This is a genomic window from Sulfodiicoccus acidiphilus (assembly GCF_003967175.1).
Lineage (GTDB): Archaea > Thermoproteota > Thermoprotei_A > Sulfolobales > Sulfolobaceae > Sulfodiicoccus > Sulfodiicoccus acidiphilus.
The window spans coordinates 2,063,740-2,089,269 of record NZ_AP018553.1; the positions used below are offsets into that span (position 1 = coordinate 2,063,740).

The following is a 25,530-nucleotide window of genomic DNA, read 5'->3' on the forward strand; positions in this document are numbered from 1 at the left end:
TTCAGGCTCCTTGAGACTTACCTTCCTCCCTCCTGGACTGCTCCTGTCTGAGCTGGCCTTGCTGACCCAATCCCTGCATCAGTTGCCCTATCCCGCCTCCTCCCATCAATATGTTGACTGGATAGTAGGGGACTCCGAGGAACATGTTTGTGGCAGCTGGATCTGACCTCTGAGCCATTATCTCAGCTAACCTGGCCCGTAAAGCAGTATTCGTGTCCACCCCTATGCCGTTGAGCTGGATCACCCTTCTCATCGTCTCGTCCTCCGGCTCTATCCTTACCACCCTGCTTAGGATCAAGTTTATCCCTATCTCTCCGAGGATCTGCCTCAATGCCGCTGTCACAGCTTCGCTCACTTTATGCATGCTGGCGTAAACTTCCTTTATCGAGACATTGTTGAGTATCTGTGACACGGACTGGTCTAAAATGGGGGAGGCGTAAGCTGCGAGTTCATTTATGGTGTAGAAGGCCCCGTTAAACTGGACAGCCTGAAGCAGCTTCAGTGGGTCTACGACTTGGAAGTAGTAGGCCACTTGGTACTGTAAGGGTATAAGTTCGGAAGTCTGGGACACACCTGCGCTCCTCGCTTCAAACCTACCACTGCTTACGAATATGACCTCAGTCAACCAAGGGACGTTTCCTCCGTAACCTAATCGCGAGAAGAAGTTAGAAACGGGGTTATTCGGGGTGTTGAGATCGTGCGCACCTGCGTCGTAGACTCCTACAACCTGCCCCTGTATCCTGACCACGGCCTTCTGGTTAGACTCGACTATCAGCCTCGACCTATTTCTGATGTCTACGTTGTGATCCCGCCACATGATCACCCCAGGACCCATCATGTCACGGCCGTCTTCTTGAAGCGTCCTCACGACTGCTCTGAATATTCCAGACACGGCTCACCTCACCTTCTCCGGCATAAAAAGCTTCTGTCTATCTGAGAACGTCTGCTTCATTGAGTCTACTATCTCCCTGATCTGTCCTAGATCGGCGTTCCCCCTCACCATCTCGAGTACCTTATCGGCCGAGGCTATGAGCTGATAGTCGAACTGGACTAGCTTCTTCATGTCGTCCTCGAACATCTTGAACCTGTCGTAGTATGTGTACATTCCCCCTGGTGCTGCCTCGACCTCGGTAGTGAGTGACCTCAATCTGGAGAGTAGGTCCTCGTACTTATGTACGAGAGGATTGAAGGGATCTTCCATGGCCAATTCGCTCTGCTTCGACTCCAACTCCCTCATTGCATTGCTTAACCTCAGCTTAATGGCGTTCCTCACCAAGAAGTCGTCTTGTCTAATCAGGTCCTTCCTTTTGTATCCCTTGAATCCAGGTAGCATTAGCTCCAGTCTCTCTAGAGGAGCTAAGGGGGAGTTCGAAATGTCACTCATGGGATCACCTCTTGCTGCAGAATAAAAAGTTTCGATGCCGATATTTTACTTTCGGAGAAATCGATTTATCCGTGTAGGTCACATATCACCCGTGGATGAGCTTTCCCCTCAGTTCCTTCTAGACCCCTACCCGTGGCTTGCTCACATGAGGCGCAACGACCCAGTTCACTTCGACGGCGAGGCGTGGAACGTGTTCCTCTACGAGGACGTTAGAAACGTTTTGAATCAGTACCAACTCTTCTCGTCTGGGTTCAGTGGCTACGATCAGACCACGGCCGAGGAGTTGAGGACGAATAGGGCCAATGAGCTATTCGACATTCCGACTAAATATACCATGCTCACTGCAGATCCTCCTCTTCACGACGAGCTGAGGTCCGTTACGTCCCCTTTCTTTTCGCCTTCGCACCTGGCGACTATTGAGAACTTCGTAAGGGAGACGGCTAGGGCTCTAATCAGAAACTCGGGGAACAGGTTCGACTTAATAAGAGACTTCGCGGTCCCATTGCCTATCGAAGTGATCTCCAAGTTGCTCGGCCTTAGCAGACAAGATTCCTCTAAAGTTAAGAGATGGTCAGACGCCATAGCATTGAACTTAGGAAAAGATAGTGGAATGCCCACTGACTGGTCGGCTCTAACTGAGATGCTTCAGTTCGTAAACGAGACTCTGGACTCGCACAAGGAAGGAGAAGACCTGATAAGCAAAATAAGGAGAGCAGAGTTCAGGGGTAAGAGGCTATCGAGGATAGAGCAACTGGCCTACACTGTCCTACTCCTCATCGCGGGGAACGAGACTACTACAAACCTCATAGGGAATGCAGCCGTTACCCTGACCAGGTTCCACCGATGGGACTCGGTCTCAGGAGGGGAGTCGACCACCTGGGCCGTGGAGGAAGTACTTCGGTTCGCCCCTCCAGTGAGGAGGACCTTCAGGGTGGCCAGAAGGGATGTAGAGTTGAGGGGAAGAAGAATAAGGGAGGGTGAGGGGATAAGGGTGTGGATCGCCTCAGCCAACAGGGACGAGTCCGTGTTCGAGGAGCCTGATTCGTTCAATCCCTCGAGGAAACCAAACCCACACCTTAGCTTCGGTTCAGGAATTCACCTCTGCCTAGGGGCGCCCCTAGCTAGACTAGAGGCACGGATCGCCCTAGAGGAACTCAGGAACTCCGGAGTAAGGGTGAAGATAGAGGGGCTAGAACCATTGCCTAACGTCATTCTCAACGGCTTCCGCTCTATACCGGCGGAGGTAGGGACGTGAAGAGCGTTATACCGTGGGGAGTGAACGTACCGTTTGTGTACCTGGCCTTCGCCCTGTGGGGGGCCGGGGCGGTGGAGCTCCTGAGGTATCCCTCTGTTCACCCCTACCTAATGATGTTGGGGGCCTACTCCCTCTACTTCGGCATGATCCAGAGGCTGTTCTTTCCAGCAAGGAAGTACTTTGTAACACAGCTGATGTCGATGGCGGTGGGAATACCCCTCCATTGGGGTCAGGTTACTGGATCAGCTGCGCTCCTCGCTACTGAGGTCTGGTCTCTAGTGGACGTTAAGAGGTACGGATCCAAGTACCCCGTGAACTACCTTGTACTGAGCTCAGTCCCTATGACGCTTCTAGCTTGGACTATATACGGAGGGAACTACTGGCTTCTTGTTCCACCTCTGCTTTCCTACCTCTTAGGAGTAAACGAAGGTGTCTTCTCTTCGACCTTGAGGATCAGGCCGAGGATGGGAATCCAACAACTACCTATCATGGCCTCGGTCATGGCCAGCTGGTTCTTTCCCGTGGCTGTAGTGCCGGCGGTGTTGATTTACGTTGCCTCGTTCGGCTGGAAGGGAGCGAGACCTCGTCTTTCAGCTCTGATCACGCTGGTGGTTATGGTAGTAGTCCCCACATCATCGGTATGGTTGGGTTATCAGGTTCACGCTTTCACGTTGGGAATTATGAGTCCCCTCTTCTCATCGTGCGTGACCTTCTCGCTCTCGTCTGAGAACTACGACTTGGAGTGGCCTGCTCCGCTTCTCTTCGCAGCTTCATACTTCACTAGGCAACTTAGCTTACTTTTGTCCGGGTTGCCTTGGATCACTGGCATGATATTTCTCCTTTTCCTTATAAGTAGAAAACTCGGTCTGAAGTCGCTCTTGCTGGACTTTTAAGGTCCTCTGTTCCAGTGGTGCTGACTTCAAGTACACCTTGTTTCCAAGTATGATGTTATAGGGAATCATTACCTTGGTTACATCTGTCTTCACTAGAAAGGCGAATAATGTGGACACGGCCTTTACTCTACCGTTATTACCTAGCGTGACGACTTCGTCACCTATCTTGGGGGGCTCACTTGTAAGAAGGAAGGGACCAGCCACTACTCCCAACACCTGTTGAATCGCGAAGGCCACCACTACTCTCAACGAACTAACCTAGCGCAACATACGCTACACCGTCGGGTATTGCACTGGCAACTACTGCGGACTAGAGCTCCAATTCCTAATTATCTTGAAGACGTTGGGCATGGCCGCCGCGGTGGGGATCGCGTCTCATCACTACGTTACAGTAAAAGGCGGAGACACCTCCGTTTCCATCAGAGTCGGATCGTATTTCAGTATGGGAACTCACCCTATGGGATCATGCTGACCTCCTCCCAGCACTGGAAGGGTTCCCCTCCTTTGGCTCGTCTTTCCCACCCTCTGTTCGGGTTCACGTCCCTGGTGGGCAGTAGAGTGGATCGGGGAGGGACCCCACTCGAAGGTGGGACTTTCCTCCGTGAAGTCCATTGAGGGAGAACGCGATCGCCCCTCCCTCGTTTTCGTCGAACCCCCGATCGATCTGGGGGGAGGGGCGTCGTTGGCGCCAACGAGGGAAATTTAGACGGAGTCCTGTCGGCAATGACATACTCGTTCACCTAAAGTCAATTGTACGGCTTCTCACCCCACGCTGAAAGGCGAGGCTTTCCGCCCCCTCGACCCCGCTCTTTGTAAACGTAATGTTGGACATCTGTGAAGTCCATTGATTGATGAGGCAAATTCCTGAAAACCGAGTAAATCCCCCGAAATAGGACACTAGAAACACATTTATTGAACTGACTGCGTTTGTTTACCATGACCTACGACCTCCTTAAGGGAGTGAAAGTGGTAGATCTCAGTAGGGCCATGGCTGGGCCCTACTGCACCATGATGTTAGCTGACGCTGGGGCAGATGTAATAAAGGTCGAACCCCCCGTGGGAGACGAGACGAGACTCTGGGGGCCACCTTTCCAAAACGGGGAGAGCACCTACTTCATGAGCGTCAACAGGAACAAGAGGAGCATCGTGATCGACCTTAAGAAGGAACAGGGGAAGGAGGTCCTCAGGAGGCTCTTGGAGAACGCTGACGTGTTAGTGGAGAATTTCAGGCCAGGGGTAATGGAGAAAATGGGGTTCGGATACGAACAGGTCTCAAAGCTTAATCCCAAGATAATATACTGTTCCATCTCGGGCTTCGGCCAATGGGGTCCGTATAAGGACAGGCCGGGTTACGACCTCATAGCATACGCTGTGAGTGGGATGATGAGCATAACTGGAGAGGAGGGGAGACCTCCAGTTAAGGCCGGAGTGCCAGTCTCAGACATAGGAGCGGGCATGTTCGGGGCCTTCGCTATAGTCTCTGCTCTATTCAGGAGAGTATCGACAGGTAAGGGGGAATACATAGACGTGAGCCTACTTGAGGGGCAGATCGCTTGGCTCACTCACCAGGCCGGAGCCTACTTCGCCACAGGTCAGAACCCAAAGAAGATGGGCTCGGCCCACTCTTCCATCGCCCCCTATCAAGCCTTCAAGGCCAAGGACGATTACTTCGTGCTAGCGGTGGGAAACGACGAGCAGTGGGCCAGGTTCTGTAAGGCAGTAGGGGCGGAACACCTCCTGAATGACCCCCGATTCAGGAGCAATCCTGACAGGGTCAGGAACAGGGACGCGCTAATTCAGGAGTTAGAAAAAGTCTTCTCCACAGATTCTTCGACAGAGTGGGTTAGAAGGATATCCGAGGCGGGAATACCCTGCAGCAGGATCTACAAGCTCAGCGACGTCTTCACTGACCCTCACGTCTTAGCAAGGGAAACTGTACAGGAAATTGATCACCCTAGAGCCGGGAAAGTCAAACAGATCTCGCCTCCCTACAAGTTGAAGGGCTCGAAGTTCAGGATCGCCCTGCCACCGCCTGTTCTAGGCCAACATACTGAGGAGGTACTTAGGGAATTGGGATACTCGGAGGAACAAGTTAAAAACATGGTAAAGGAGGGATCTGTGTTGATTACAAGTACTTCTCTTGCAGGTACCTGACAAGGTATTCCGGTTCGTATTCTACACCTAACGCCTTCCTTAGGAGTTCCTTGGGTGAGTATATCGAACCCCACCTGTGTATTTTCTCCTTTAAGAACTCCTTAAGCGGGCCGAAGTTACCCTCCATCACCCTCTCGTAGAGGTGGGGAACTTTGTACCCCAATGTTGCTGCAATCACGTTCCCCAAGGTGTAAGTGGGGAAGTAGCCGAAGGAACCTCCAGACCAGTGAACGTCTTGCAGGGCTCCTTCCGCGTCATTCCTCGGCCTTAGTCCCAAGTACTTCTCCGTTAGCTCCTCCCACGCAGCAGGTATCTCCTGAGCGTCCATATCCCCCGCTATCAGTTTCTTCTCTATTTCGTACCTTATCGCGGTATGGAAATTATAAGTTATTTCGTCGGCGTCAACCCTTATCAGGCTCGGCCTCACCAAGTTGAAGTACTTATATATCTCCTCTCTGTCGTAACCCGATAGGAACTGAAGCTTCGAGCGAAGATATGGGTATATCAAGGACGTGAATTCCTGGCTCCTCCCTACAACGTTTTCCCAGAACCTGGACTGGGACTCGTGAATCGAGTAGGACGCCGCCCCACCAACTGGTGTGAACTCCAGCTCGCTGTTAAGCTGTAGTTCGTAGATGGCATGTCCACACTCGTGTATGACAGAGAACATAGTTGACCTGAAGTCCCTCCCCTCGTACCTCGTGGTAATCCTCACGTCCCCTGTGGAGAGTCCAACAGTGAAAGGGTGTGCAGAGACGTCTATCCTGAACTTCTCCTTGGGCATTCCTAGGAGGTTTATCAGATGTTCGTTCACTTCCCTCATCGAGCCCTCTTCGTACTTGACTTCCTCTAGAGGGTGAGAGGCTGGGAATTTTTCCTCGGCCCTAACTTTATCGAGAACTTGCTTCGAGGCTGGAAGTAGTTCCGAGTAGATCCTGTCCACATCTTTAACCGTGAGGCCCTCCTCGTAAATGTCGAGGAGAGCGTCGTATGGATGTTTCGAGTATCCCAGTTTCTCCGCTATAGTTTTCTCAAGGTCTACTATCCTCTCCAAGTAGGGTCTGAACTTGGAGAAGTCGGCTTCCTTCCTCGCTTCCCTCCACACTACAGAAGCCTTAGAGGTCACCGCACTTAACTCCTTCAAGACTTCCTGGGGTATGGCCCTGTAGAACTTCAATTCCCTACCTACAACCCTAACTATTCCTCTCTCAACGTCTGTCAGATCCTTCCTCTCTACCGCCCGATCTAGGAGAGATCCTAGTGAGAGGATCGCCTCCTGCTCCATGGCTGAGAGCTCTGCAGCGACTGCTCCCCTGGCCTCCGCACCCATAGGTGGCATGTACGTCTCAAGGTCCCACCCCATAAGCGATTGGGTGTACCTTATGGCCTTGACTCTCTTGAACGAAGTGTTAATCCGCTCGATTACGGGATCCATATTCGTTCTATTCATCTCCGATTAAACGATTTTCTAACCCTTAGACAGGCCCTATTGAGACTTCTGAGTCAGTGGGCTTAGATCTCACGTTCGTCATTGGTGGAGGTGGTCGCGTTTTTAACCTTAGCACTGTAGCTAAACTTTTGACTTGAGAGGAAAATCCAAAGCTCAGAGCTAACAACAATACTTTAACACTGATATTTTAAGTCGCTCTCTACGTGATAGTGTCGGCATGAATGGACAACCTCCTTTTCACAAGATAGAGAAAGCGTTTCCTTCAGCTAACACAGCCTCCTATGCGTCTTACATTGATGTGATTTTGGCCAGACCTTCGGTTACCTCGTTGTGTCTTCAAGCAAGTGTTAAGCTAAGATAATTTGGGTACCCTAGCTTTAGACCCACTCACACACTAGGTCCTCGTTGACCCCACACGACTCACCGTCCCATCTGGGCAGGACTTCGAGATACGGATCAATTTATGGCGAACTGGGGTGGAGCCTCGTATTTCAGCGTGGGGTGAGAAGCCGTACAATTGACTTTAGGTGAACGAGTATGTCATTGCCGACAGGACTCCGTCTAAATTTCCATAATCTGTTAGAGCTGCCTCGATTTCTCGTGAACCACCTCCCCCTCACGGACGTGGCATCCTCGCGGTGAGGATTTCCTGCTTCCCGGAGGGACCTAGATCCCCTTCCGTAGCGGAGGTTCAGTGGAACCTTTCTGTGAACAGTACGGAAGGGGGATCACGGAGGGTTTCCTCTCCACGGGCGTGAGTTCCCCCAGTCCAGAGGGTGCGACCCAGCTCTCACAGTAGAGGTCGTAGAAATAGTATTTTGACAACCGTAAAGAGGTTTACATAAGGGGGCTGTCCGTCCTCACGGAAGGGGACTTCCGTCCCCTCAACCCCCGTTAAGTTAAATTTCTCTTAAAGGAGATCTCTAGAAGCTTATGATAAGTTATCAGGAGCTCAGGCCACTTACAACTCCAATCTAACCACAAGTCAATCCACGTCTAAGATAACGAGTTCCAGAGCGCCGTCATCAAGTCCTTCCTTCCCGATTTCTGCAACGCCGCCGACAAAACTCCCAATAACATGAATGTTCCGGAAGAGCCCCCCATCGAGGCTACCCGGAGGGAAGAGGAGTAAAGGTCGCCTCTGCCTTTAAGGCACTCCCTTAGAGCTGCTACCTCTATGAGGTAGTCTCTATCCGTTATTACTTCAGAAAGTATGCTCCTACTCAACTGGGTTGTATTGCTCAGGTCTAGGTAGGCCTGGAGTGAACTTCCCCAACCGGTTAAGTAGCCCGCTAGAAAGTCGTCGAACGATGGAGTGCTACCTCCCCCAGCCCCCACGTAACGTTGTGCTAGCTCCAACGTCCTCCCCGGCTCATCGTCTTTTGAGATAATGAGATGTTTCAGGAGCTTGACCACGTGCAGGTCTAGTTCTCCGGAGAGCGTGGAGCCAAGCACTGACGCAATCTTAACCGCTTCGCCGAGGTTTACCACGTCAGAACTACTCTCACCAGGCCTCCTATAGGCCCTAGCTTCCCCCTCCATAGTAAGAACCAGGTAGTTTCCCTCGAAGGACGCCCTCACTCCTACCTTCTTTGAGCTCGGGGAAAGCGCCACGGAGTACGGTGTTATCAATGGCTGATCTGAGGCGGGCGCCAAGTGGCCCCTGAAGAGAGCGTAAACGTTATCTTGCGTTTCTACCGCGATCTCTAAAGAAACGGAGCCTCGTCTCCTGAGTTCGTTCAGGAGGTCCTCGCCCACGGCCGAGGCCTCAAGAGATTCCATATTCCTCAGCATATCTCCTCAGGGCCCTCTTGAACATGCCCATGTCCATTGACACTACGCCCGCTCCTATCTGCCCAACGCCGGCCTGCCTGTGAGCTATCCCAGTGTTTATAGTGGGCTCGATTCCCGTCTTCACAACTTTCCTGAGGTCTATCCCCGTCGGGGTTCCCTGGAAGGAGAGGTAAGGTATCTTGAAATACCTGTGCTTAGTGTGAGTTATCTGGTACATACGCTCCGTGTTCTCGACCGCGAACTGAACGTTTCCTCCCACCCAAGAGACAATAGAGGGGGCAGCAGCCATGGCAAACCCACCGAAGCCCGCGGTCTCAGTGATGGCGCTATCCCCTATGTCCGGGTTTGCGTCCTCAGGTTTGAAGCCAGGGAAGAGAACTCCCTGAGGCACTTTGGCGGGGGCAGTGAACCAATTGTTACCGAGTCCACTTATCCATATCCCCGCCTCCGTGCCGTTCCTACTCATCACCGTAACAACCGTACTGTACTTCACGTTGTGGGCCGCCAATGTCATGACCTTGGCAGCCCCCATGGCGAAGTTGAGGAAAGTGAACGTATTACCCTTCACGAAATCCAGTACCCTGAGTAAAACGTCCTTAGCTAGGTCCGACATCACAAGGTACCTCGCTAACTCGTTCAAGAAGAGTGAAGTACCTGCAGCGTGTCTGTTGTGACCCTCATCACCCATGTTAAGTGCCTGGGTTAATATGAACTTCACGTCAAGTCCCCCCTTTTCCTTCACCGCCTGATCTACGGCAGCCTTAAGGCTCTCCGCGAACTCTGACCCCATCCACTTCAACCTCTTCAGCACACTCTCATCGTATGCACCATACCTTAGCACCTTCCCGATGCCCTCGTTGAGATTGGAGTAGGCCCTATTCCCATACTTTGGATCACTTATGACTAGCAAGGGCATTGAAGGTGAGACGGCACCAGCCATGGGTGCAACAACCCCCACCTCATGTGTTGGAACCAGTCTCACCTCGCCCGTCTGAAGCTTCCTCTCTGCCCCCTCTGGACTGTCTGCCCACCCCTCTAGAAGCGTCGCACCTATTAATGCTCCCCTCAGAGGGCCTGAGGCCTTCTCCCAAGAGACCGGAGGACCAGCGTGAAGGAGCGTGGGTTGACCGAATACGTTAAGGACTTTCCTCGCCTCCACTACATCGATCCAAATCGCTGAGGCCTCCATCATACGTTCTACCGCGGCCTCGTTGGCCTTCGAGATCTCCTCCCTGAGCGACATTCACAATACCTCCTTAAGTATGTCCTCTATGTCCTTTTCAAGCTCCACCGGTGGGCGCCAATTCACTTGAAGTGTAGTCACCCCCTGACGCTTCAGTTCCTCGTGGAAGTGCGAGCTACCCACGTTTATCACAGTTATCCTTTGGGAAGCGAGAGAGTCGGCTCCCTTCACAATAGACCACCTATAGATACAGTTTCATCGTACACAAGTTTAAGTTTGTTTCCGCCTCGCGTTACTGCCCCCGCTAGCGTCAAGAAAGCCAACGCGTTGGTCGGGAAGAGCTTAACTCCCAACGACTTGAGCTTATCCTCTTGCTCTGAGAGTCCTTGTGGATCTCCCGATGTACCACACACGTGTCCTAGGAGCTCTACTCTCCTTCCACTCCTCTCCACCTCTGAAAGGAAGTAGTTTATTGCGTTTGAGTGAGCACCAGCGGGGTCGTGGTGAGCTCCGTATCCGAGGACGAAGTCCATGTAAACTGCCCCCACCGACTCGTCCTTAGCGAGCTCTCTGAGAACGGTGGTCCTTATTGTAGGGTCGATCATGGGGTGCGGTCTTCCCCGGGTGTATTCTTCCTCTCCTAGATCTACTACGGCATTGCCAGACCTCAAGTCCACAGAGAAACTTACTCCGGCCTCCGAGAGCACTACAGACCCCTCGTTGGCGAAGGTACCACCTGTGAGCAATGCCACGAACCTGCCGTTGACCCTCAGCGACTGGACCATCTCTGAAGTCCTCTGGAAGTCCCAGTGATACTTGGAAAGAAAGGCCTTTAGAGGTTCTTCCCCGCCGCCCAAACTGGCCACCGAAGCCACTGCTTGGTGAAGGGTTTTGGTGAAGGTGAGCCTGCCATCTCTTCCCTTTTTGGCTCCTGGCCCTAGAAATGTAATTACGCACGGCTTCTTGATCCGTGATTTGACGAACTCCTCCACCTTTGCCTTAGTCGTTGGATTTGGAATCTTGCTTACCAAAGCGATCACGTTAGTGCTGGGATCCTCCTCCAGGAACTCCAGGGCCTTCATCATCATCAATCCTCCAACTACGTCCTTCACATCGTTTCCTCCGACTCCGAGGCCGTAGGAAATCCCAAGTCCACTCTCAGACAACATGGAACTCAATTCCTGGAGTCCCGTACCTGACGCAGCCGCCACTCCAACTCCTCCAATCCTAACCTTATTTGCAAACCCCAGACCCACTCCCCTAATTAAAACAGTTCCAGCTCCAGGACCAAAGACGAAACAGTCGTTCTTAACTGCCGATTGTTTCAGTGTGATCTCATCTTCTATTGGTACGTTGTCACTGAAGACGTGCACGTTTATACCCTCCTCAACTAGAGGCAAGGCTACATCCTTAACGTACTTCCCAGGAATGGAGATCAAAACCACGGTAGGTTCTGGGATTGCCGCTAGAGCCGCTTCAACTGTGGAGTACTGGGACTCCTCAGCTCCACCCTCCATTAGGGACTTGGCAGTGGCTATAGCCGCTTCCACGGCCTCCTGACTCGAGCCTCCTACAACTATAACTAAGTCGTCTGGGCCAGCCCCAGCTAGCTCCTCGGACCACAGTCCCAGCGATTTGGCCAAATCCTTGTTGGTATCTGTGGCCATTCCTACCAAAGCTTCACCCACTCCAGGAAGTCTCCTTACTTTCTCTGTGATCCTGAGCAGGAAGACCGAGTCCCTGAACGTACCCTTCATTACGACGGTTCTTCTGTGCTCTGGCCTCGTGATCCTTAAGCCCTCTACCACTTGTTCATTTTTTAAGACCCGTATTTAAGCCTCACCCTATGCTTACCATTATGAGGAAATGAACTTAAATTCGAACTCCGTTTAGAATAAAGGGATGACTGAGGAAAGAGAAACCTCAGAAAGAGTTGAAGCAACCAAGTTCTACCCGGACAAGGGTTACTTGGAGCTCGAAAGGAAGTTCCCAGAAGAGAAGTACCTGTGGAACGAGGACGTCCACCCAACTCCAGTCAAACACAGAACGTGGGGGTCGTGGACTTTCTTCGCCATATGGTTCGGAATGGCCATGGAGGTGGAGTCCTGGGCCCTCGTGTCTATAGGTTACTCTTTCGGTCTCAATTGGTTCTGGAGCCTCGTGTCTGTAGCTGCCGGGAACCTCATCGTCCTCGTTCCTATGATAATACAAAGCCACGGAGGAGCGAGGTATGGGATACCCGAGACGCCATTAACTAGAAGTAGATGGGGAATATACGGAAACTGGATCCCTTCTCTTCTTAGAGGCATAATAGGTGCAGGTTGGTGGGGAATAGACACCTGGATAATATCGGAGGCCATAGGGGCTATGTACCTAGTACTCACACATGGTACAGGATTGCTCTTGAAGCTAGTGTCCCAGAATCCAGCTGACTTACCTTTTCTGATAGCTACAATAAACCCGGATTTGTTCTGGGGAGTGTTTCTCCTAACAATAGCAGCCAGGCTCGCCATACTCTATGTCTCCCCTCCCAGGACTGGACAGAAAGTTCTCAAAGTGGTTAGCTGGACAGTTCCCTTCGTGAGCTTCGCGGGTTTCTTCATACTATTCTTCAACGTCATGTCCATGGCCAGCTGGCACTGGCAGCCCATACTCGATATTCCCACTACAGTCTCTGGATCAGCCTTCTGGTACGCCCTGATAGGGCTGATAAACGCCAATGTGGCTTTCTGGGCCACCATGGCTCTCTCAATGCCTGACTACACCAGGTTCGCGAAGACTCAGTTCGCCCAAACTGCCGGACAGTTGCCCCTACCACTTCTCATGACCGCCATAGGGGCGTTCGGCCTCGTGACAACTGGGGCCTCCTACGTCGTCTTCAAGACTCCCATATGGGATCCAATAGTATTGTCTGCGCTCTCGATATCCAACCCGGCTTTAGCGATTACTGCCCTCTTCCTTCTCCTGCTGGGAGTGGTTGTAGTCAATATATACGCGGACACGGTTGGACCTGCGTACGACTTCAGCAACATATACCCGAAGAAGTTGAGCTGGTTTGCTGGAGTTGTGATAGTCGTGCTAGTCGCTGGGGCACTCCAATCGTGGACATACTACTTCAATGCCTTCAGTTACGTAGAGAACTGGTTGCTAACCTACGGTGCCCTATTGGGAGGGGTGGAGGGAATAATAGTGTTCGACTACGCTCTCCTCAGAAGGTTCAAGTTCGAGCTCTTCGATATTTTCTACTCCAAGGGCAGGTTCAGGTACTTCAAAGGAGTTAACCCAGCTGCAGTGATAGCTTTCGTGATCTCCATGATTCTGGTGTTCCCACCCAACTCTTACCTCCCCACTTCCATATCTTCCCTCTACCCCGGCCAGAGCTGGGTATTTCAAGACTCTTGGATATCCGCCATCCTTCTGTCTGGATTGATATATACGGCATTAATGGTGTTCTGGGTTATACCGAGGTACCAACCTTGGCTACGGGGAAGTCCCCTGAAGGGGTATACATCGAAGGAGACCGAGGAGATCTTCAGGGGAAAGAGGGAGAAAAACTGATTTCCTTCCTCTCGGGAGCCAAGAGCTCGTACCTCTCGGGTTCACCCCTAGCTACCACCTTTCCCCCTTTGACCACCAACATCCTGGTCGGCTGGTCCCTGACTACCTCAAGGGGATGGCGTGCATCAAACAGGACTAGATCGGCTGGATTTCCTTTTTCAATTCCATATTTTTTGAGTCCGAACACCTTTGCGGCATTATATGTGACTAGACCGAGAGCGCCAACGACGTCCTGATAGGACGTCAAGTGGGCTCCATGCATTGCTAGGAATAGGGACTGCAGTATGTCACCTCTCCCCAGCGGGTACCAAGGGTCCATAACGCAATCGTTACCTAGGGCCACGTTAACGCCAGCAGCTAACAATTCCCTCACCCTCGCCAATCCCCTCCTCTTCGGGTACGTATCATACCTGCCCTGTAGGTGGAGGTTTACGGCTGGGTTGACGACTACGTTCACCCCGGCTCTCCTGAGCAACCTGATCAGTTTGTCCGCATATGCCCCGTTATAGGAGTGCATGGCAGTTACGTGGCCAGCTGACACCTTTCCTGTCATTCTCCTCCTTATCGTCTCTGCCGCCACCACCTCTAGAAATCTAGAGTTTGGATCGTCCGTCTCGTCCACGTGTCCATCTACTCCACGATCGTACTTCTGCGCCAATTCAAACGCTATAGAGATCGATCTAACCCCGTCCTCCCGAGTCATCTCGTTATGAGGTATCATACCTACGTTGTCTGCTCCCATCTCCACTGCTTTCTCTAGGAGCTCTACGTTGACCTTATCCGTTAATATTCCGTCCTGAGGAAAGGCGGTAACTTGGAGGTCGACGAATCCCTTTAATTCCTCCTTAAGCTCCAGCAGGGCCCTCAAACCTGTAAGGCTATGATCTGTGACGTCGGCGTGGGTCCTGATCATGGTGACGCCCTGAACTAACATCCACTCCACCGCTCTTATCGCTCGTCTCTTCACGTCCTCCTTCGTCATAGTCCTCTTGTATTCGCCCCATATTTCTATGCCCTCCAGGAGGGTTCCGCTCTGGTTGAACCTCGGCTTTCCCAGGGTCAAGGCGGAATCGAGGTGGACATGCATATCTCCCATTCCAGGGACGAGTAGTCTACCATCAGCTCTATACTCCACCTCCCCAGAGAGCTCCCTACCAATTTCCTGAATTACTCCCTCTCTGACTCCCACGTCATATCTGCCGTTTAATCCAGGCAACGTACAATCCTTAATTACTAAGTCCAGTTTCATACCTCAAACACCTATGATCGATTAAATAAGGATTCAAATCCGAGGAGATTACCCTTTTCTAGAATTAACTTCACTCTAACTCACTCGTTATCCCCTTTAACCTTAGAGGCGGCCTCCTCCACCGAGTCCACTATGGACTTGTAGCCTGTACACCTGCACAATACCCCGGCTAGTCCTGCCCTTATCTCGTCCCTGTTCTTAGGTCTGACATTTCTCAGAAGGGAGTAGGACCTGAGAAGGAACGCTGACGTACAGAACCCACACTGAAACCCGTTGTTGGAGACGAAGCTTTCCTTGATAACCTTCATCAACTCGTCCCTCTCCAACCCCTCTAAGGTAATGACCTCGTCTCCCTCAAGCTCCCCTGTGAGTACTAGACAGGATTTAATGGGTTGTCCATTAATTAACACCGTACAGAGACCACACACACCTTGAGTACAGGCCCCCTTGGGGGAGGGCGTCTCGAGCCTCTCCCTGAGGGTCTCAAGGAGAGTTTCGTTGTCCTCTACTTCCACATGAACCTGAGACCCGTTCAACTTGAATGAGGTCCTCACTTAGGACACCTCCGTCAACATTCTCGCTGTAAGAACAGAAGCCAGGTGGAGCCTATACTCCGCCCCTGCCCTGAGGTCGTCCATGGCTTGGTCCGAGAACTTATCTTGGAGTTGTGTCCTAACCTCCCTGAAACACGTCCTGAAGTCGTCGCCCAATGTCCCGAGTTCCATCAACGTAGGCACAGGAGTGAGGCCCGTGAAGGCGACGGAGACCCTACCGTTGGGAAACTTCCAAACTGCCACATTCATGACGGGCAACTCACTGTCGTTCCTGAACTCCGTGAAGGAACCTCTTCCCTCTAACTTCTTGAAGGAGAGCGAGGTCACCAATTCGTCCTGCCCCTGAGCTGTCTCTAGAGGACCCTTGAAGAAGTCCACTGCGCGCACCACCCTCTGGCCTTTGGGACCTCGAATAGTGGCCTCTCCTTCCATGAGGAGGAACGCCGGAACTAAAGACGAGTAAGGTACTGCGTTCACTACGTTACCCACCACTGTCGCCTTGTTCCTGATCGATGGATCTGCCACCTGGGACGCGGATGCGTGAAGTAGGGGGAACTTACCTCTCACTTCATCGTGGCCAACGAGTTGTGACAAGGTAACGTTAGCTCCCACCTCTATCCGGTCTCCCTTGAATTGTATGAAATCGAGTCCGAGCCTCCTTATGGAAAGGAGGACTTCCGGTCTCATAACGTGCATGTAGGTCATGAGCAGTACCCTAGTACCCCCCGCCACTACCGTGGCTTCTCCCCCAGACAATTCCTGGACAGCTTCCTCTAAGGTTTTGGGTATCAGTAGCTTGAACCTAGGCAGCACTTCTCACACCTGTTGGAGTTCTGGCCTTTGAGACCTTATTTCCCGCCAGAGCCTCTCTGCCGTAATGGGGATCTCCCTCACACTCACACCAATGGCGTCGTAGATCGCGTTCCCCACTGCGGCCGGTATACCTAATAAGGCGTTCTCTCCGATTCCTCTGGCGCCCTTGGGGCCGTTAGGTTGGGGATTCTCAAGAAACACACCTACCAATCTATCGTTAACGTCAGTAACCTTTGCCACCTTGTAGTCCACTAGGTTGGGGTTCAGGAGGGCCCCGCCCTCGTCGAACTTCAAGGCCTCGTAGAGCGTCAGGCTTATGGCCATCACTGCCCCCCCGACCAACTGATCCATGGCCAACTTCTTGTTGATCACCTTTCCTAGGTCGAACACGCCGACGTACTTTTCCACCTTGACCTCTCCGGTGAGTACGTCCACCTCCACCTCAACAGCCTGTGCGCCGAAGGTTATCACTGGGAAAGGTGAACCCTGCCCCACGGAATCGAGGTAGGTCAGGTCTGGGACAACGAAGGAACCCCTTCCCACAATGGGAGATCCTATCACGTTCCCAGTGGGGGTAACGTATCCCATTGCGACGTCCTTCAGGTCTAACGAGCGAGACCCGTCTCCCCTAACTTTAACCTTTCCTTCAGATATAACTATCTCGCTTTCTTCGGCGTTGAGTACCTTGGCTGCGGTCCTACGGATCTGTGCCTTAGCGTCGTCGACCGCAGCTAAGACAGCGTTACCATCGTAGAAGAGGCTCCTGCTTCCCACGGTCTGCCAAGTGTAGGCCGACCTGCTCGTGTCCTTGAAGAGGTCTATCCTGACCTTGCTGGGGGGAACACCGAACTCGTCAGCTACCAACTGAACTATTGAGGTCATGGTGCCTTGTCCTATCTCGGTGGTCCCGACGCTCACGTCTATTGTACCATCCTCGTTGAATTTCAGGTAGGCCTGTGCGCTATTGTAGGGAGGTACGGACGGTCCCTTCATTGCCATGGCTACCCCCCTTCCCTTGTAAATGTATGGATCTGACCTTACCTTCGGTTTTCCCCAGCCCACGAGTTCTGCCGCGGTTTGTAAGCACCTTCCGAGATCTCCGCTAGACTCAGAGATTCGCTGGCCCGTGGAAGTGGTTGAACCCGGCCTCAGTCTATTCATGAACCTGAACTCCACTGGATCTATTCCCAGCTTCCTTGCAGCTGCCTCTATTTGCCTCTCGACTACCCAGTGGGCTTCGAGGATGCCGAATCCCCTGAAGGCTGTAGCGAATGGCTTGTTAGTGTAGACTGTGGTTGAGTCCACCCACACGTTGGGGACGTCGTAAGGTCCAGCCCCTATGTACCCCATAGTCTTACCTACGTTTACAGCGTAGTCCGCGTAAGCACCGGCGTCGACAACGTAACTGACCTTCAAGGCCGTCATCTTACCTTCCTTGTTCACTCCAAGCTGCGCCCTCGCAGTCACACCTACCTTGCTCGGAGCGACGTAGAAGTTCTCTTCCCTGCTAAGGACGAGCTTAACTGGCCTGCCTCCCACTGCCTTGGAGAGTAGGGCCACCAATAGCTCCATATGTAATCCAGCCTTCCCACCAAACCCTCCACCCACGTAGGGGACGTGAACCACGACCTTGCTCTCAGGGAGTTCCAATGCCTTGGAGAGGAGGTTCCTCACGGCGAAAGGTGACTGGGCACTCGTCCATACGTCGAGCGTTCCATCTGGAAGCCACTGAGCTATGACGGCCATGGGCTCCATGTAAACGTGACTAATCATTGCCTCGCTGTAAGAGTCCTCCACCACTACGTAACTCTTCGAGAGGGCGGCCTCGGCGTCTCCCTTCCTCAGCCTGAATACGTTAGCTACGTTGGAGTTGGGTAAGGGTTTTATTTCGGGGTATCTATGGTATTCTTGAAGTTTTTCGTGTACTAAAGGAGCTTCACTCCTAAGTGCCTCAAGGGGGTTGAAAACGGCTGGAAGCTCCTCGTACTCTACCTCGACAAGTTCTGCCGCCTCCTCAGCGCTCCTCTGATCCTTAGCTAATACTGCAGCAACGGGCTCCCCTAAATACCTCACTTTCTCGTAGGCCAAGGGTGTCCTGTCCTGTATGTATATGCCAGCTCTGACGTGGGCTATCTCCCTTCCAGTGACTACTGCCACCACGCCAGGAACCGAAAGGGTCTTCTCAGCTTCTATCCTCTTTATCAATGCGTGGGGTACTGTACTCCTCACTAATTTTGCCCAGAGCATACCTGGCAACTTCAGATCGTAAACGTACAGGGCTTTGGCATTAACCTTGTCGAGAGCGTCTACTCTCTCTATATCCCTCATAATACCTCTCCTAATGAAAGTTATATTTATACCTTTTGGCATGGTAAGGAAGCAACGAAGAGTCCAAAAATTAAAAAAAAGGTAGCGTTAGCCAGTGGCCTAGGAGCGTCGTTCCCCGAATATCCTTTCTATTTCATCGTCCGTATATCCCTTGAGGAGCCCTCCCCGTAGCCAAGGTTGGTACTTCGGGATGACCCAGAATTTCATCAGGATGATATAGAGCACTCCAGTGATGAGGAACGCCGAGATCCACGAGTTTGCGTAAAGCATCTCAGTCACAGGATTCACAACCCAACCCCAGTACGAGAGATAGGTGACTACCGTACCCACAGCGAAGCTTATGAAAGCTGCAGGGTTCACACCCCGCCAATATCTGAACCTGCCGTTCTTTAGGAAGACGTCAGTGGGCTCGAACTTGAAGCGCCTGATCACCGCGTAGTCGAACACGATCACTCCCTCAACCGCCCCCAGAAGAGCACCGTAAGCCAAGAGCCAGTTGTAAATATAGGAATAGGCCCCTCCGGAGTAGAAGGCCCACGCCCCGAGGGCCATGCTTATGAGGACTCCTATCAATATTCCCCTGAACCAAGTCAGGTACTTGGAGTAGGTGTTGGCTATGTCGTACCCGGGTGCCACACTGTTGGCGAATACGTTAACCACGAAGGTCGCTAACATGAAGACGAAGAGGACGAAGTATGCTGCCGCCTTGGGGAGGATCGCGGCCGCCAGTATGACTGGGTCAGCTATTCCAGCGCCATGTCCCAGGCCCAGCACCATTGTAGCGCCGGTGGCCATTATCCCCAGTGCACCTATGGCCGCCATCATTAACGGCATCGGGATTTGTCCTGTAGTCTGAGCGAACTGGGACTTCGCGAACCTGGTGAAGTCGGGCATTGATAGGGCCATGGTGGCCCAGTAAGCCACGTTGGCATTGAGGAAACCGAAGACTGCCAGCCAGAATCCGAAGCCCACTGCCTTGTCAGGTATCTGAGTTATGGGGGCGAAGTTCCAGTGAGCTGAGTTCATGGTGTAAGTGAAGAGGAGCACGAACCCAGCGAGAACTATGGGTGCGGCCGCACGTGCTAACCACTTGAGCGCGGGCTGTCCCTTGAAGGGAGGGGACACGTAGAACAGCAGAAGCTGAATCAAGACGACCGCTATGAACGTTGGCCAGAATATTTGGGGATAAGCGACAGATAGGCTGTACGTGTTGCCGGCCAGTAGTTTGGGTATCTGGTTCGTACTCACCAGGTACATGGCCACTGCTGCTTCTGTGATTATGTAAGATTCTATTCCCCACCAACCCATGGATATTATTGCTCTTATCCACGAGGGGAACTGAGCACCATAAACTCCCCACCTAGTCCTCGTAAGCTGGGGTTCTGACATGCCGTACTTAGCTCCTCCGTGGGACTGAATCAACATAGGCACGAGTACGATCAGGTTACCTAAGAACATCAGTAGTATGGACTGCCACCAGTTGAGCCCGAAGTCTAGTCCGACTCCGCTGAGAGTCCACGTTGGAACTATTGTTACCATGCCGAACCATATGGCCAAGTAGGTCCAAGACCCCCACTTCCTCATTGTAATCGGTGTTGGGTGGAAGTCCTTGTTCCAGAGGTAAGGCTCCTCTGGATACTCCTTTGTTAGTTCAACCTGACCTCTCTTCCTATCGTAGACTGTCACGGCCACGCGGTCTACTACTTCCGCCTGCCTTTCTTTTTCCGTCATAAGGCGGTTTAACCTTAAACAACACTGAAATTTATATTTTTGGGAAAGAGGGCTGACAACTGAACTCCGTTCAATTAAACCCCTCGAGTGCTTTAGAGAGTTCAGTCACTCCCTGTTCAACCATGGGGAAGTCGTTCATTTCGAGGCCATAGACCACCTTGTACAGTGGTACTGTAGTGACGTAAAACATCACCCTCTTGAGCATCTCGGAAGGCGGTTCCTCACGTTGAGTTTTGAGAACGGCTTCTCCAAGAACTCGATCGAAGAAAGTTCCGGCGTAGTCGAGTGCCGGATCTCCGATCATGGCCTCCCCCCAATCTATGAGCGCTAACAAGTTTCCCATCTGGTTCACGATCAAGTTGCGTGGATCGATGTCTCCGTGAATGAACTTGGCATTGAACTCGAAGTTACTTCGATCTACTAGAAAGCGGTGGAGAACGTCGGTTACGCAGACAGTCACTTTAGGATCTAAGACAGAGGAAGCCCGACTTATTAAGGTACTGTAAGTTTGCTTGATCCAGCCTCGCCACGACTGGGAATCGTATCGCGGTATGTCACAGTTTACCTGAGAAGAGTGCACCAACTCTAGAACTGATGCCACCTCGTCGCTGTGTTCCCTCATCGCCTTTAAGTCACTTAACTCTGCAGCCGTTACACCGTCGACCTTCTCATATATTAGTACTTCAGGTTCGCTGGAGTAGAGCACCGGTCTCGGGGCAATCCCTACCTCGTACAGCTCGCGCATAACGCACGCTTCTTTCCTCAACTTCCCGTTGGGTATGCGCGGAATTTTAACAACGTAGCTTCCATTCACTTCAAACACACGATTATCCCAACCTCCTATTAGAGCCCTCACTGTTTTTATCTCCAGCCACGGGGCCGCACCTTTGATATTCTGTATGGCTTCTTCCATATTTTACTCATCTACTATTGTGACCTGGCTTTTAGTCCTTATATTGATAGGGTCTTTAACAATTTGTTTATCGCGTCCTTAGAGCAGCTCAAGTTTTATACCTTCTCAATACACATCCTCTTGAGGAAAAATGACGGAACCAAGTTGGCTAGATGAATGGAAGAAATACTCTCAGAACAAGCCAACCTTCGATTGGTCAAAGGCGGCCAAATGGTCAGGGGTCAAGGTGTATGATCTCTCACAACCTTTGAGCAACCTCACCCCGCCCTTCCCAACGTACCCACCCTTCGAGTTCAAATGGATAAAGACCATGACAGAGAACAACGTGCAAGCCCAGTATATAATGACTCCTCTTCACATAGGGACCCACATGGATGGCCCTCTACACTTCGTTCCGAGTGGACCAGATATAGGGTCGGTCCCCATAGAGCATTGGATAGGGGAAGGAGTGATAGTGGATCTGAGCGAGGAAGTAGGAGACCTAGGGATATACTCTAGTGAGATGGTACAGAAGAAGGCAAAGGAGCACAACTTAGAGTTAAAGCCTGGTGACATTCTCATAATACACACGGGATACCATAAATACGCGTGGTATCAGCCTGAGGCAGACTCCATAAGGTACATGTTGAAACACCCTGGTCCCACAGTGGAGTTCGCGAAGTGGGTGATAAAGTCTAGGTTCAAGTGGCTCGCCGTAGACGCAACCTCCCAGGATCATCCCCTTAATACAGTGATAAGGAAGGTCAGGCCTGACATAGTGGAAGAGTTCGAGAAGGTCCACGGTAAGAAGATAGACCAACTCATGCCTTGGCCTGAAAACTATCAAGTGATGCACATACTTCCCTTCAAATACGGGATAGTCCACGTGGAAAACGCAGGGGGAGAAATATCGCAGGTGAAGAACAGGAGATGCCTAATAGTTGGGGCTCCCTTCAAGTTCCTGGGAGGAGAATCTGCCTTCGTAAGGCTCTTAGCTGTATGTGGTGAGAATTAAGGGAAAATTCCTTAATAAAGTTAATAACCCTTTTCTTTCATCTATATTAGAGTGATGCGTAAAGTTTGTACCTTCATAACGCTCGTGAGACTGGTGGGCATAGGGTGTTTTTGGAGCAATACTGGCCTTCCTCTCCTAGAAGGGCGGAGCTTTGCTCCCCTCTGTGAGACCCTCGACTTTCTATACCATGAGCTAGAGGATCGATGTGATTCGGTGTGAAAAATTCAGAGAAAACTTGGGAATGAAGTTCGATCAAGAAGGGCGGTAGGAGTAAGGTGAGAAAACTACGGTTTTTATTTGCTCAATGAATTACCCTGCCCTCGCGACGGCGTCCTCGCTGCGAGTCCCGTAGAGACGCCTTTTCGTGGCCGAGTTGCCGATGAACGATCCCGTAAGTAGTACGAGAGGTGTTACGATGTTAGCCTCCGTCGAGTTCCCTCTCTGACTTCCTCCCCGCCCTGAAGGGCGATGGTTCCCTCCCAGAGGGCTCGTCGTTCCCGCCATCGGTTCGGGTTTACATCCCTCGTTTGGTGGGCAGTCGAGTGGATCAGAGATCCACTCCCATTTGAAGAGGAGGGGACTTTCACCCATTACGTCTAGTCCCTTAAAGGAAATTGAAGCCGCTGCTCGCTCCTCCCTCAGTCCCATTAAACCTTAGATCGAGCTGGGGAGGAGCGTCGTTAGTACCACTAAGAGAAATTTCACAAAGAAGTATAAATATGAGGGGGCTGTCCGTCCCCGCCGTGAAGGGCGAGGCTTTCCGCCCCCTCAACCCCCGACTTTGTAACTTAGGGTAACCAGCTCTTTCGGCCGAGGTTTAGACTACAGTTCCCCCAAGACGCCATAAAGACGTTTCTATGAGGGCCGTCCGTCCCTAAGGAGGGAGGGGACTTTCGCCCCCAGCCGCAGTTAGGTTAAAACATCTCTTGCTTTGAGGGCAGTTTAGCTCTCCCTAACTTAAAAGGGTCTCCAAAGTCCTGGCGGCCGCTAGAACTACCGAGTCCTCGTAGGGTCTCCCTACCAACTGGACTGCGACTGGAAGTCCGTCTAGTGAGCCTGCAGGGACCGAGATCGCTGGTACTCCCAGGTAGTTTGCGAAACTCACATACTTGGTCGCCACCGTCCTAAATTGCAGTTCCCTTCCTTCAACTTCGTTCACACTCGGCGCCACAACTGAAATGGTGGGAGTGAGGAGAGCGTGGAAACCCCTCGTCTCCCTAAGGAACTCATCCATCACCTCTCTCCTAGCTCTAAGGGAGTCCACGTAATCCACGGCCCTGAAAGAGAGGCCCTCCTTCAAGAGAGCCGCGACGTCCGGAGAGTAGGCCTCTGGGTTGGACGAGAACCACCCCCTATGAACCGAAGCCGCCTCCACTAGCCTCACAACCCTTTGTAGCGAGTTCCACTTTTCCAAATCGAGAGCTACCTTGGTGATGCGTACGCCTCGAGAGCCTAACTGGGTTACCACGTTTTGGTAGAACCCGATATCAACGTCGAGGTAAGCTAAGTTCAAATCCTCCGGTTCAATCCCCCTCACTGCCCACTCTACGTCAATCCTCCCTGTTCTGCCCTCAAGTACATTAGCGACGTAGGCGACGTCGGGTACTGTCTTAGCTAACAGACCCACGTGGTCTAAGCTCCATGCGAGCGGGAACACACCGTCCCTGCTCAGGAGGTCATATGTTGGCTTGTAACCCACAACGCCGCAGAGGGCCGCGGGAATTCTCACGGAACCGGAGGTGTCGGTACCAAGAGAGGCTATCGCGGAGCCTAGGGCAACTGACGCAGCCGAGCCACCGCTTGACCCTCCAGTTATTCTGGCTGGGTCGCGAGGGTTTCTGGCAGGTCCAACGACCGAGCTTAAGTTGGTCACACCGGAAGCGAACTCATGAAGGTTGGTCTTACCAACTATAAGTGCTCCTGCCTCCCTCAATCTAGACACCACCTCGGCGTCGTAGGATGGTACGAAGTCCTTGAAGAGAGAGGAACCCATGGTGGTCCTCAGGCCACGAGTGAGGATCATATCCTTCACTGAGATAGGTAAACCAGCTAAGGGTGGGGCTGCTCCACTCTTGAGCTCCCTTTCTAAGGCTGTGGCGTCCTCCACTGCGGCGTCATTAATGGTGATATAGTCGTTGAAGGTGTTGTTCTCCCTCCTCGCACTATCCAATGCCCTAGAGGCCTCCTCTATTGGTTTAGAGACGCCTCTCCTCACTTCGTCTTCCTTAAGGAGTAGGACCGGTTTGGGTTTTGTCGTCTCAAGTTCGAGAGGGAACTTCACTTCACCACCTCTGTTCCAGACTCTCCTTTGACTATTTCCCTTCCTTTTCCAAGCCTTCCAATGAAGGCCCTCTTCCCGCCTCCCCTCAGGAACCTAACTGCTGCTTCCACCTTCGGGGCCATCGAACCTTCACCGAATTGCCCTTGAGAGAGCAGGACCTCTGCCTCCTGGAGGCTCATCCTCCTGAGGGGCCTCTGGTTGGGAGTTCCGAAGTCTACGTAGACGTAGTCGGCGTCTGTGAGTATGATGAGGTTATCTGCCTGCAACGAGTTAGCCAAGACCTGACTGGCCAAGTCCTTATCCACAACTGCCTCTACACTTCCTTCCTCAGTTGTGGGGACTCCCCCTCCACCACAACACACCACGAGAAATCCTTCCTTGACCAGAGAACGGATAGCTTCGGCCTCAACTACTGCCAGTGGCTCCGGGGATGGAACGGCCCTCCTCACACCTCCACGTGGATCCCTCACCAAGGTCACTCCCTTGGCCGTGAACTCCTCGACCTCCTCTTTAGACAACCTCGGCCCTATAGGCTTGAGCCAAGCTTTAGACGTATCCACAAGGACCCGAGTTACGATTACCACAGTCCTGTCTGGGAGTTTCCTCCTAGACATCTCTAGCCTGAGGGCCTCCGCCAATGCCGAGCCCATCCACCCCTGGGTACATCCAACTGCCTGATCTAGAGTCATGAACTTAGCCGAGGAGATTACCTCCCCCACTTGTGGACCGTTACCGTGAGTTACTACCACTCTACCCAACTCAAGTAGGTCAGCTACGTCGGATGCTGCAGCAGCTACAGCCTCTTGCTCCAACGGTAAACCTCCTGTGGAGAAAGCGTTCCCTCCTAAGGCTATAACAGTGAGCATGGCAACCCTCACTGACTAAGGGGATAATAAGTTGCTCGCTCTCCTTAAAAGGAGGAAAGAAAGTTTATATAGTAGTTAAGTTGAGAGTGGCTAGTGATCAAAGGAGAAGCGTGTGTATTAGACGAAGTCG

The 25,530-nt window shown here is 52.2% G+C and carries 21 protein-coding genes and 1 pseudogene; 5 read left to right on the forward strand and 17 right to left on the reverse strand.

The features are described 5' to 3' along the window. Position 1: 1 nt before the first annotated feature. Together HS1genome_RS10405 and HS1genome_RS10410 are read right to left on the reverse strand one after the other, a co-directional pair. Complete coding sequence (locus tag HS1genome_RS10405) at positions 2-892, reverse strand: SPFH domain-containing protein (RefSeq protein ID WP_197721489.1); 891 nt, start codon at positions 890-892, stop codon at positions 2-4. Between the two features lie 3 nt (positions 893-895). Beyond that, on the reverse strand, positions 896-1,384 hold the full coding sequence (locus HS1genome_RS10410; RefSeq protein ID WP_126450994.1) for a hypothetical protein: 489 nt from the start codon (positions 1,382-1,384) through the stop codon (positions 896-898). A gap of 91 nt (positions 1,385-1,475) precedes the next feature. Here HS1genome_RS10410 and HS1genome_RS10415 point away from each other — a divergent pair, with 91 nt between their 5' ends. Both HS1genome_RS10415 and HS1genome_RS10420 read left to right on the forward strand, forming a co-directional pair. Next, on the forward strand, positions 1,476-2,639 hold the full coding sequence (locus HS1genome_RS10415) for a cytochrome P450 (protein WP_229768211.1): 1,164 nt from the start codon (positions 1,476-1,478) through the stop codon (positions 2,637-2,639). Then, complete coding sequence (locus HS1genome_RS10420; protein ID WP_126450996.1) at positions 2,636-3,532, forward strand: hypothetical protein; 897 nt, start codon at positions 2,636-2,638, stop codon at positions 3,530-3,532. The genes HS1genome_RS10415 and HS1genome_RS10420 overlap by 4 nt, the downstream gene beginning before the upstream one ends. On the opposite strand, the gene HS1genome_RS13390 is transcribed toward HS1genome_RS10420, so the two are convergent. Beyond that, positions 3,434-3,772, reverse strand: a complete 339-nt coding sequence (locus HS1genome_RS13390; RefSeq protein WP_373286781.1) for a mechanosensitive ion channel domain-containing protein — start codon at positions 3,770-3,772, stop codon at positions 3,434-3,436. The two genes, HS1genome_RS10420 and HS1genome_RS13390, sit on opposite strands and share 99 nt — an antisense overlap. Before the next feature lie 696 nt (positions 3,773-4,468). Here HS1genome_RS13390 and HS1genome_RS10430 point away from each other — a divergent pair. Beyond that, a complete protein-coding gene (locus HS1genome_RS10430; protein WP_126450998.1) occupies positions 4,469-5,686 on the forward strand; it encodes a CaiB/BaiF CoA transferase family protein in 1,218 nt (405 codons plus the stop codon). Here the strand turns inward: HS1genome_RS10430 and HS1genome_RS10435 are convergent. The 5 genes from HS1genome_RS10435 to HS1genome_RS10450 form a co-directional block, all read right to left on the reverse strand. Then, positions 5,658-7,121, reverse strand: coding sequence for a carboxypeptidase M32 (locus HS1genome_RS10435; RefSeq protein WP_126450999.1), 1,464 nt, complete (start codon positions 7,119-7,121; stop codon positions 5,658-5,660). The genes HS1genome_RS10430 and HS1genome_RS10435 overlap by 29 nt on opposite strands. Positions 7,122-8,132: 1,011 nt before the next feature. Beyond that, the gene (locus HS1genome_RS10440) at positions 8,133-8,930 is read right to left on the reverse strand and encodes an oxamate carbamoyltransferase subunit AllH family protein (protein WP_126451000.1); all 798 of its coding nucleotides are present in this window, start codon (positions 8,928-8,930) and stop codon (positions 8,133-8,135) included. After that, positions 8,905-10,173 carry a YlbE family protein gene (locus tag HS1genome_RS10445; RefSeq protein WP_126451001.1) on the reverse strand — a complete coding sequence of 423 codons (1,269 nt, stop codon included), beginning with the start codon at positions 10,171-10,173 and terminating at the stop codon, positions 8,905-8,907. Before HS1genome_RS10445 ends, HS1genome_RS10440 begins: the two co-directional genes overlap by 26 nt. Beyond that, the gene (locus tag HS1genome_RS12160; RefSeq protein WP_158613812.1) at positions 10,174-10,344 is read right to left on the reverse strand and encodes a hypothetical protein; all 171 of its coding nucleotides are present in this window, start codon (positions 10,342-10,344) and stop codon (positions 10,174-10,176) included. It lies immediately after the preceding gene. Continuing rightward, positions 10,341-11,921 carry a hypothetical protein gene (locus tag HS1genome_RS10450; RefSeq protein WP_126451002.1) on the reverse strand — a complete coding sequence of 527 codons (1,581 nt, stop codon included), beginning with the start codon at positions 11,919-11,921 and terminating at the stop codon, positions 10,341-10,343. Before HS1genome_RS10450 ends, HS1genome_RS12160 begins: the two co-directional genes overlap by 4 nt. A 94-nt stretch (positions 11,922-12,015) precedes the next feature. Here HS1genome_RS10450 and HS1genome_RS10455 point away from each other — a divergent pair, with 94 nt between their 5' ends. After that, entirely contained in the window at positions 12,016-13,671 is a 1,656-nt protein-coding gene (locus HS1genome_RS10455; RefSeq protein WP_126451003.1) for an NCS1 family nucleobase:cation symporter-1, read from the forward strand. Here the strand turns inward: HS1genome_RS10455 and HS1genome_RS10460 are convergent. From HS1genome_RS10460 to HS1genome_RS10485, 6 genes are all read right to left on the reverse strand, one after another. Then, a complete protein-coding gene (locus tag HS1genome_RS10460) occupies positions 13,646-14,920 on the reverse strand; it encodes a cytosine deaminase (RefSeq protein ID WP_126451004.1) in 1,275 nt (424 codons plus the stop codon). The two genes, HS1genome_RS10455 and HS1genome_RS10460, sit on opposite strands and share 26 nt — an antisense overlap. An 80-nt stretch (positions 14,921-15,000) precedes the next feature. Beyond that, positions 15,001-15,474: a (2Fe-2S)-binding protein gene (locus tag HS1genome_RS10465; protein WP_126451005.1), complete on the reverse strand. Its 474-nt coding sequence runs from the start codon at positions 15,472-15,474 to the stop codon at positions 15,001-15,003. After that, positions 15,475-16,287: an FAD binding domain-containing protein gene (locus HS1genome_RS10470; protein ID WP_126451006.1), complete on the reverse strand. Its 813-nt coding sequence runs from the start codon at positions 16,285-16,287 to the stop codon at positions 15,475-15,477. 3 nt (positions 16,288-16,290) lie between these two features. Then, a complete protein-coding gene (locus HS1genome_RS10475; protein WP_158613813.1) occupies positions 16,291-18,615 on the reverse strand; it encodes a xanthine dehydrogenase family protein molybdopterin-binding subunit in 2,325 nt (774 codons plus the stop codon). A gap of 99 nt (positions 18,616-18,714) precedes the next feature. Then, the gene (locus tag HS1genome_RS10480; protein WP_126451008.1) at positions 18,715-20,346 is read right to left on the reverse strand and encodes an NCS1 family nucleobase:cation symporter-1; all 1,632 of its coding nucleotides are present in this window, start codon (positions 20,344-20,346) and stop codon (positions 18,715-18,717) included. Between the two features lie 70 nt (positions 20,347-20,416). Beyond that, positions 20,417-21,259, reverse strand: coding sequence for a phosphotransferase family protein (locus HS1genome_RS10485; protein ID WP_126451009.1), 843 nt, complete (start codon positions 21,257-21,259; stop codon positions 20,417-20,419). Positions 21,260-21,389: 130 nt separating this feature from the next. Between HS1genome_RS10485 and HS1genome_RS10490 the strand changes: the two genes are divergently transcribed. Continuing rightward, positions 21,390-22,253, forward strand: a complete 864-nt coding sequence (locus tag HS1genome_RS10490; RefSeq protein ID WP_126451010.1) for a cyclase family protein — start codon at positions 21,390-21,392, stop codon at positions 22,251-22,253. A 410-nt stretch (positions 22,254-22,663) separates the two neighbouring features. Here HS1genome_RS10490 and HS1genome_RS13240 read toward each other — a convergent pair. The 3 genes and pseudogenes from HS1genome_RS13240 to HS1genome_RS10510 all read right to left on the reverse strand — a co-directional run bounded on the left by HS1genome_RS13240 (position 22,664) and on the right by HS1genome_RS10510 (position 25,400). Further along, positions 22,664-22,901 (reverse strand): annotated as a pseudogene (locus tag HS1genome_RS13240) (hypothetical protein). 304 nt (positions 22,902-23,205) lie between these two features. After that, complete coding sequence (locus HS1genome_RS10505; RefSeq protein WP_126451012.1) at positions 23,206-24,534, reverse strand: amidase; 1,329 nt, start codon at positions 24,532-24,534, stop codon at positions 23,206-23,208. After that, positions 24,531-25,400, reverse strand: a complete 870-nt coding sequence (locus HS1genome_RS10510; protein WP_126451013.1) for an amino acid kinase family protein — start codon at positions 25,398-25,400, stop codon at positions 24,531-24,533. The genes HS1genome_RS10505 and HS1genome_RS10510 overlap by 4 nt, the downstream gene beginning before the upstream one ends. Positions 25,401-25,530: the final 130 nt, after the last annotated feature.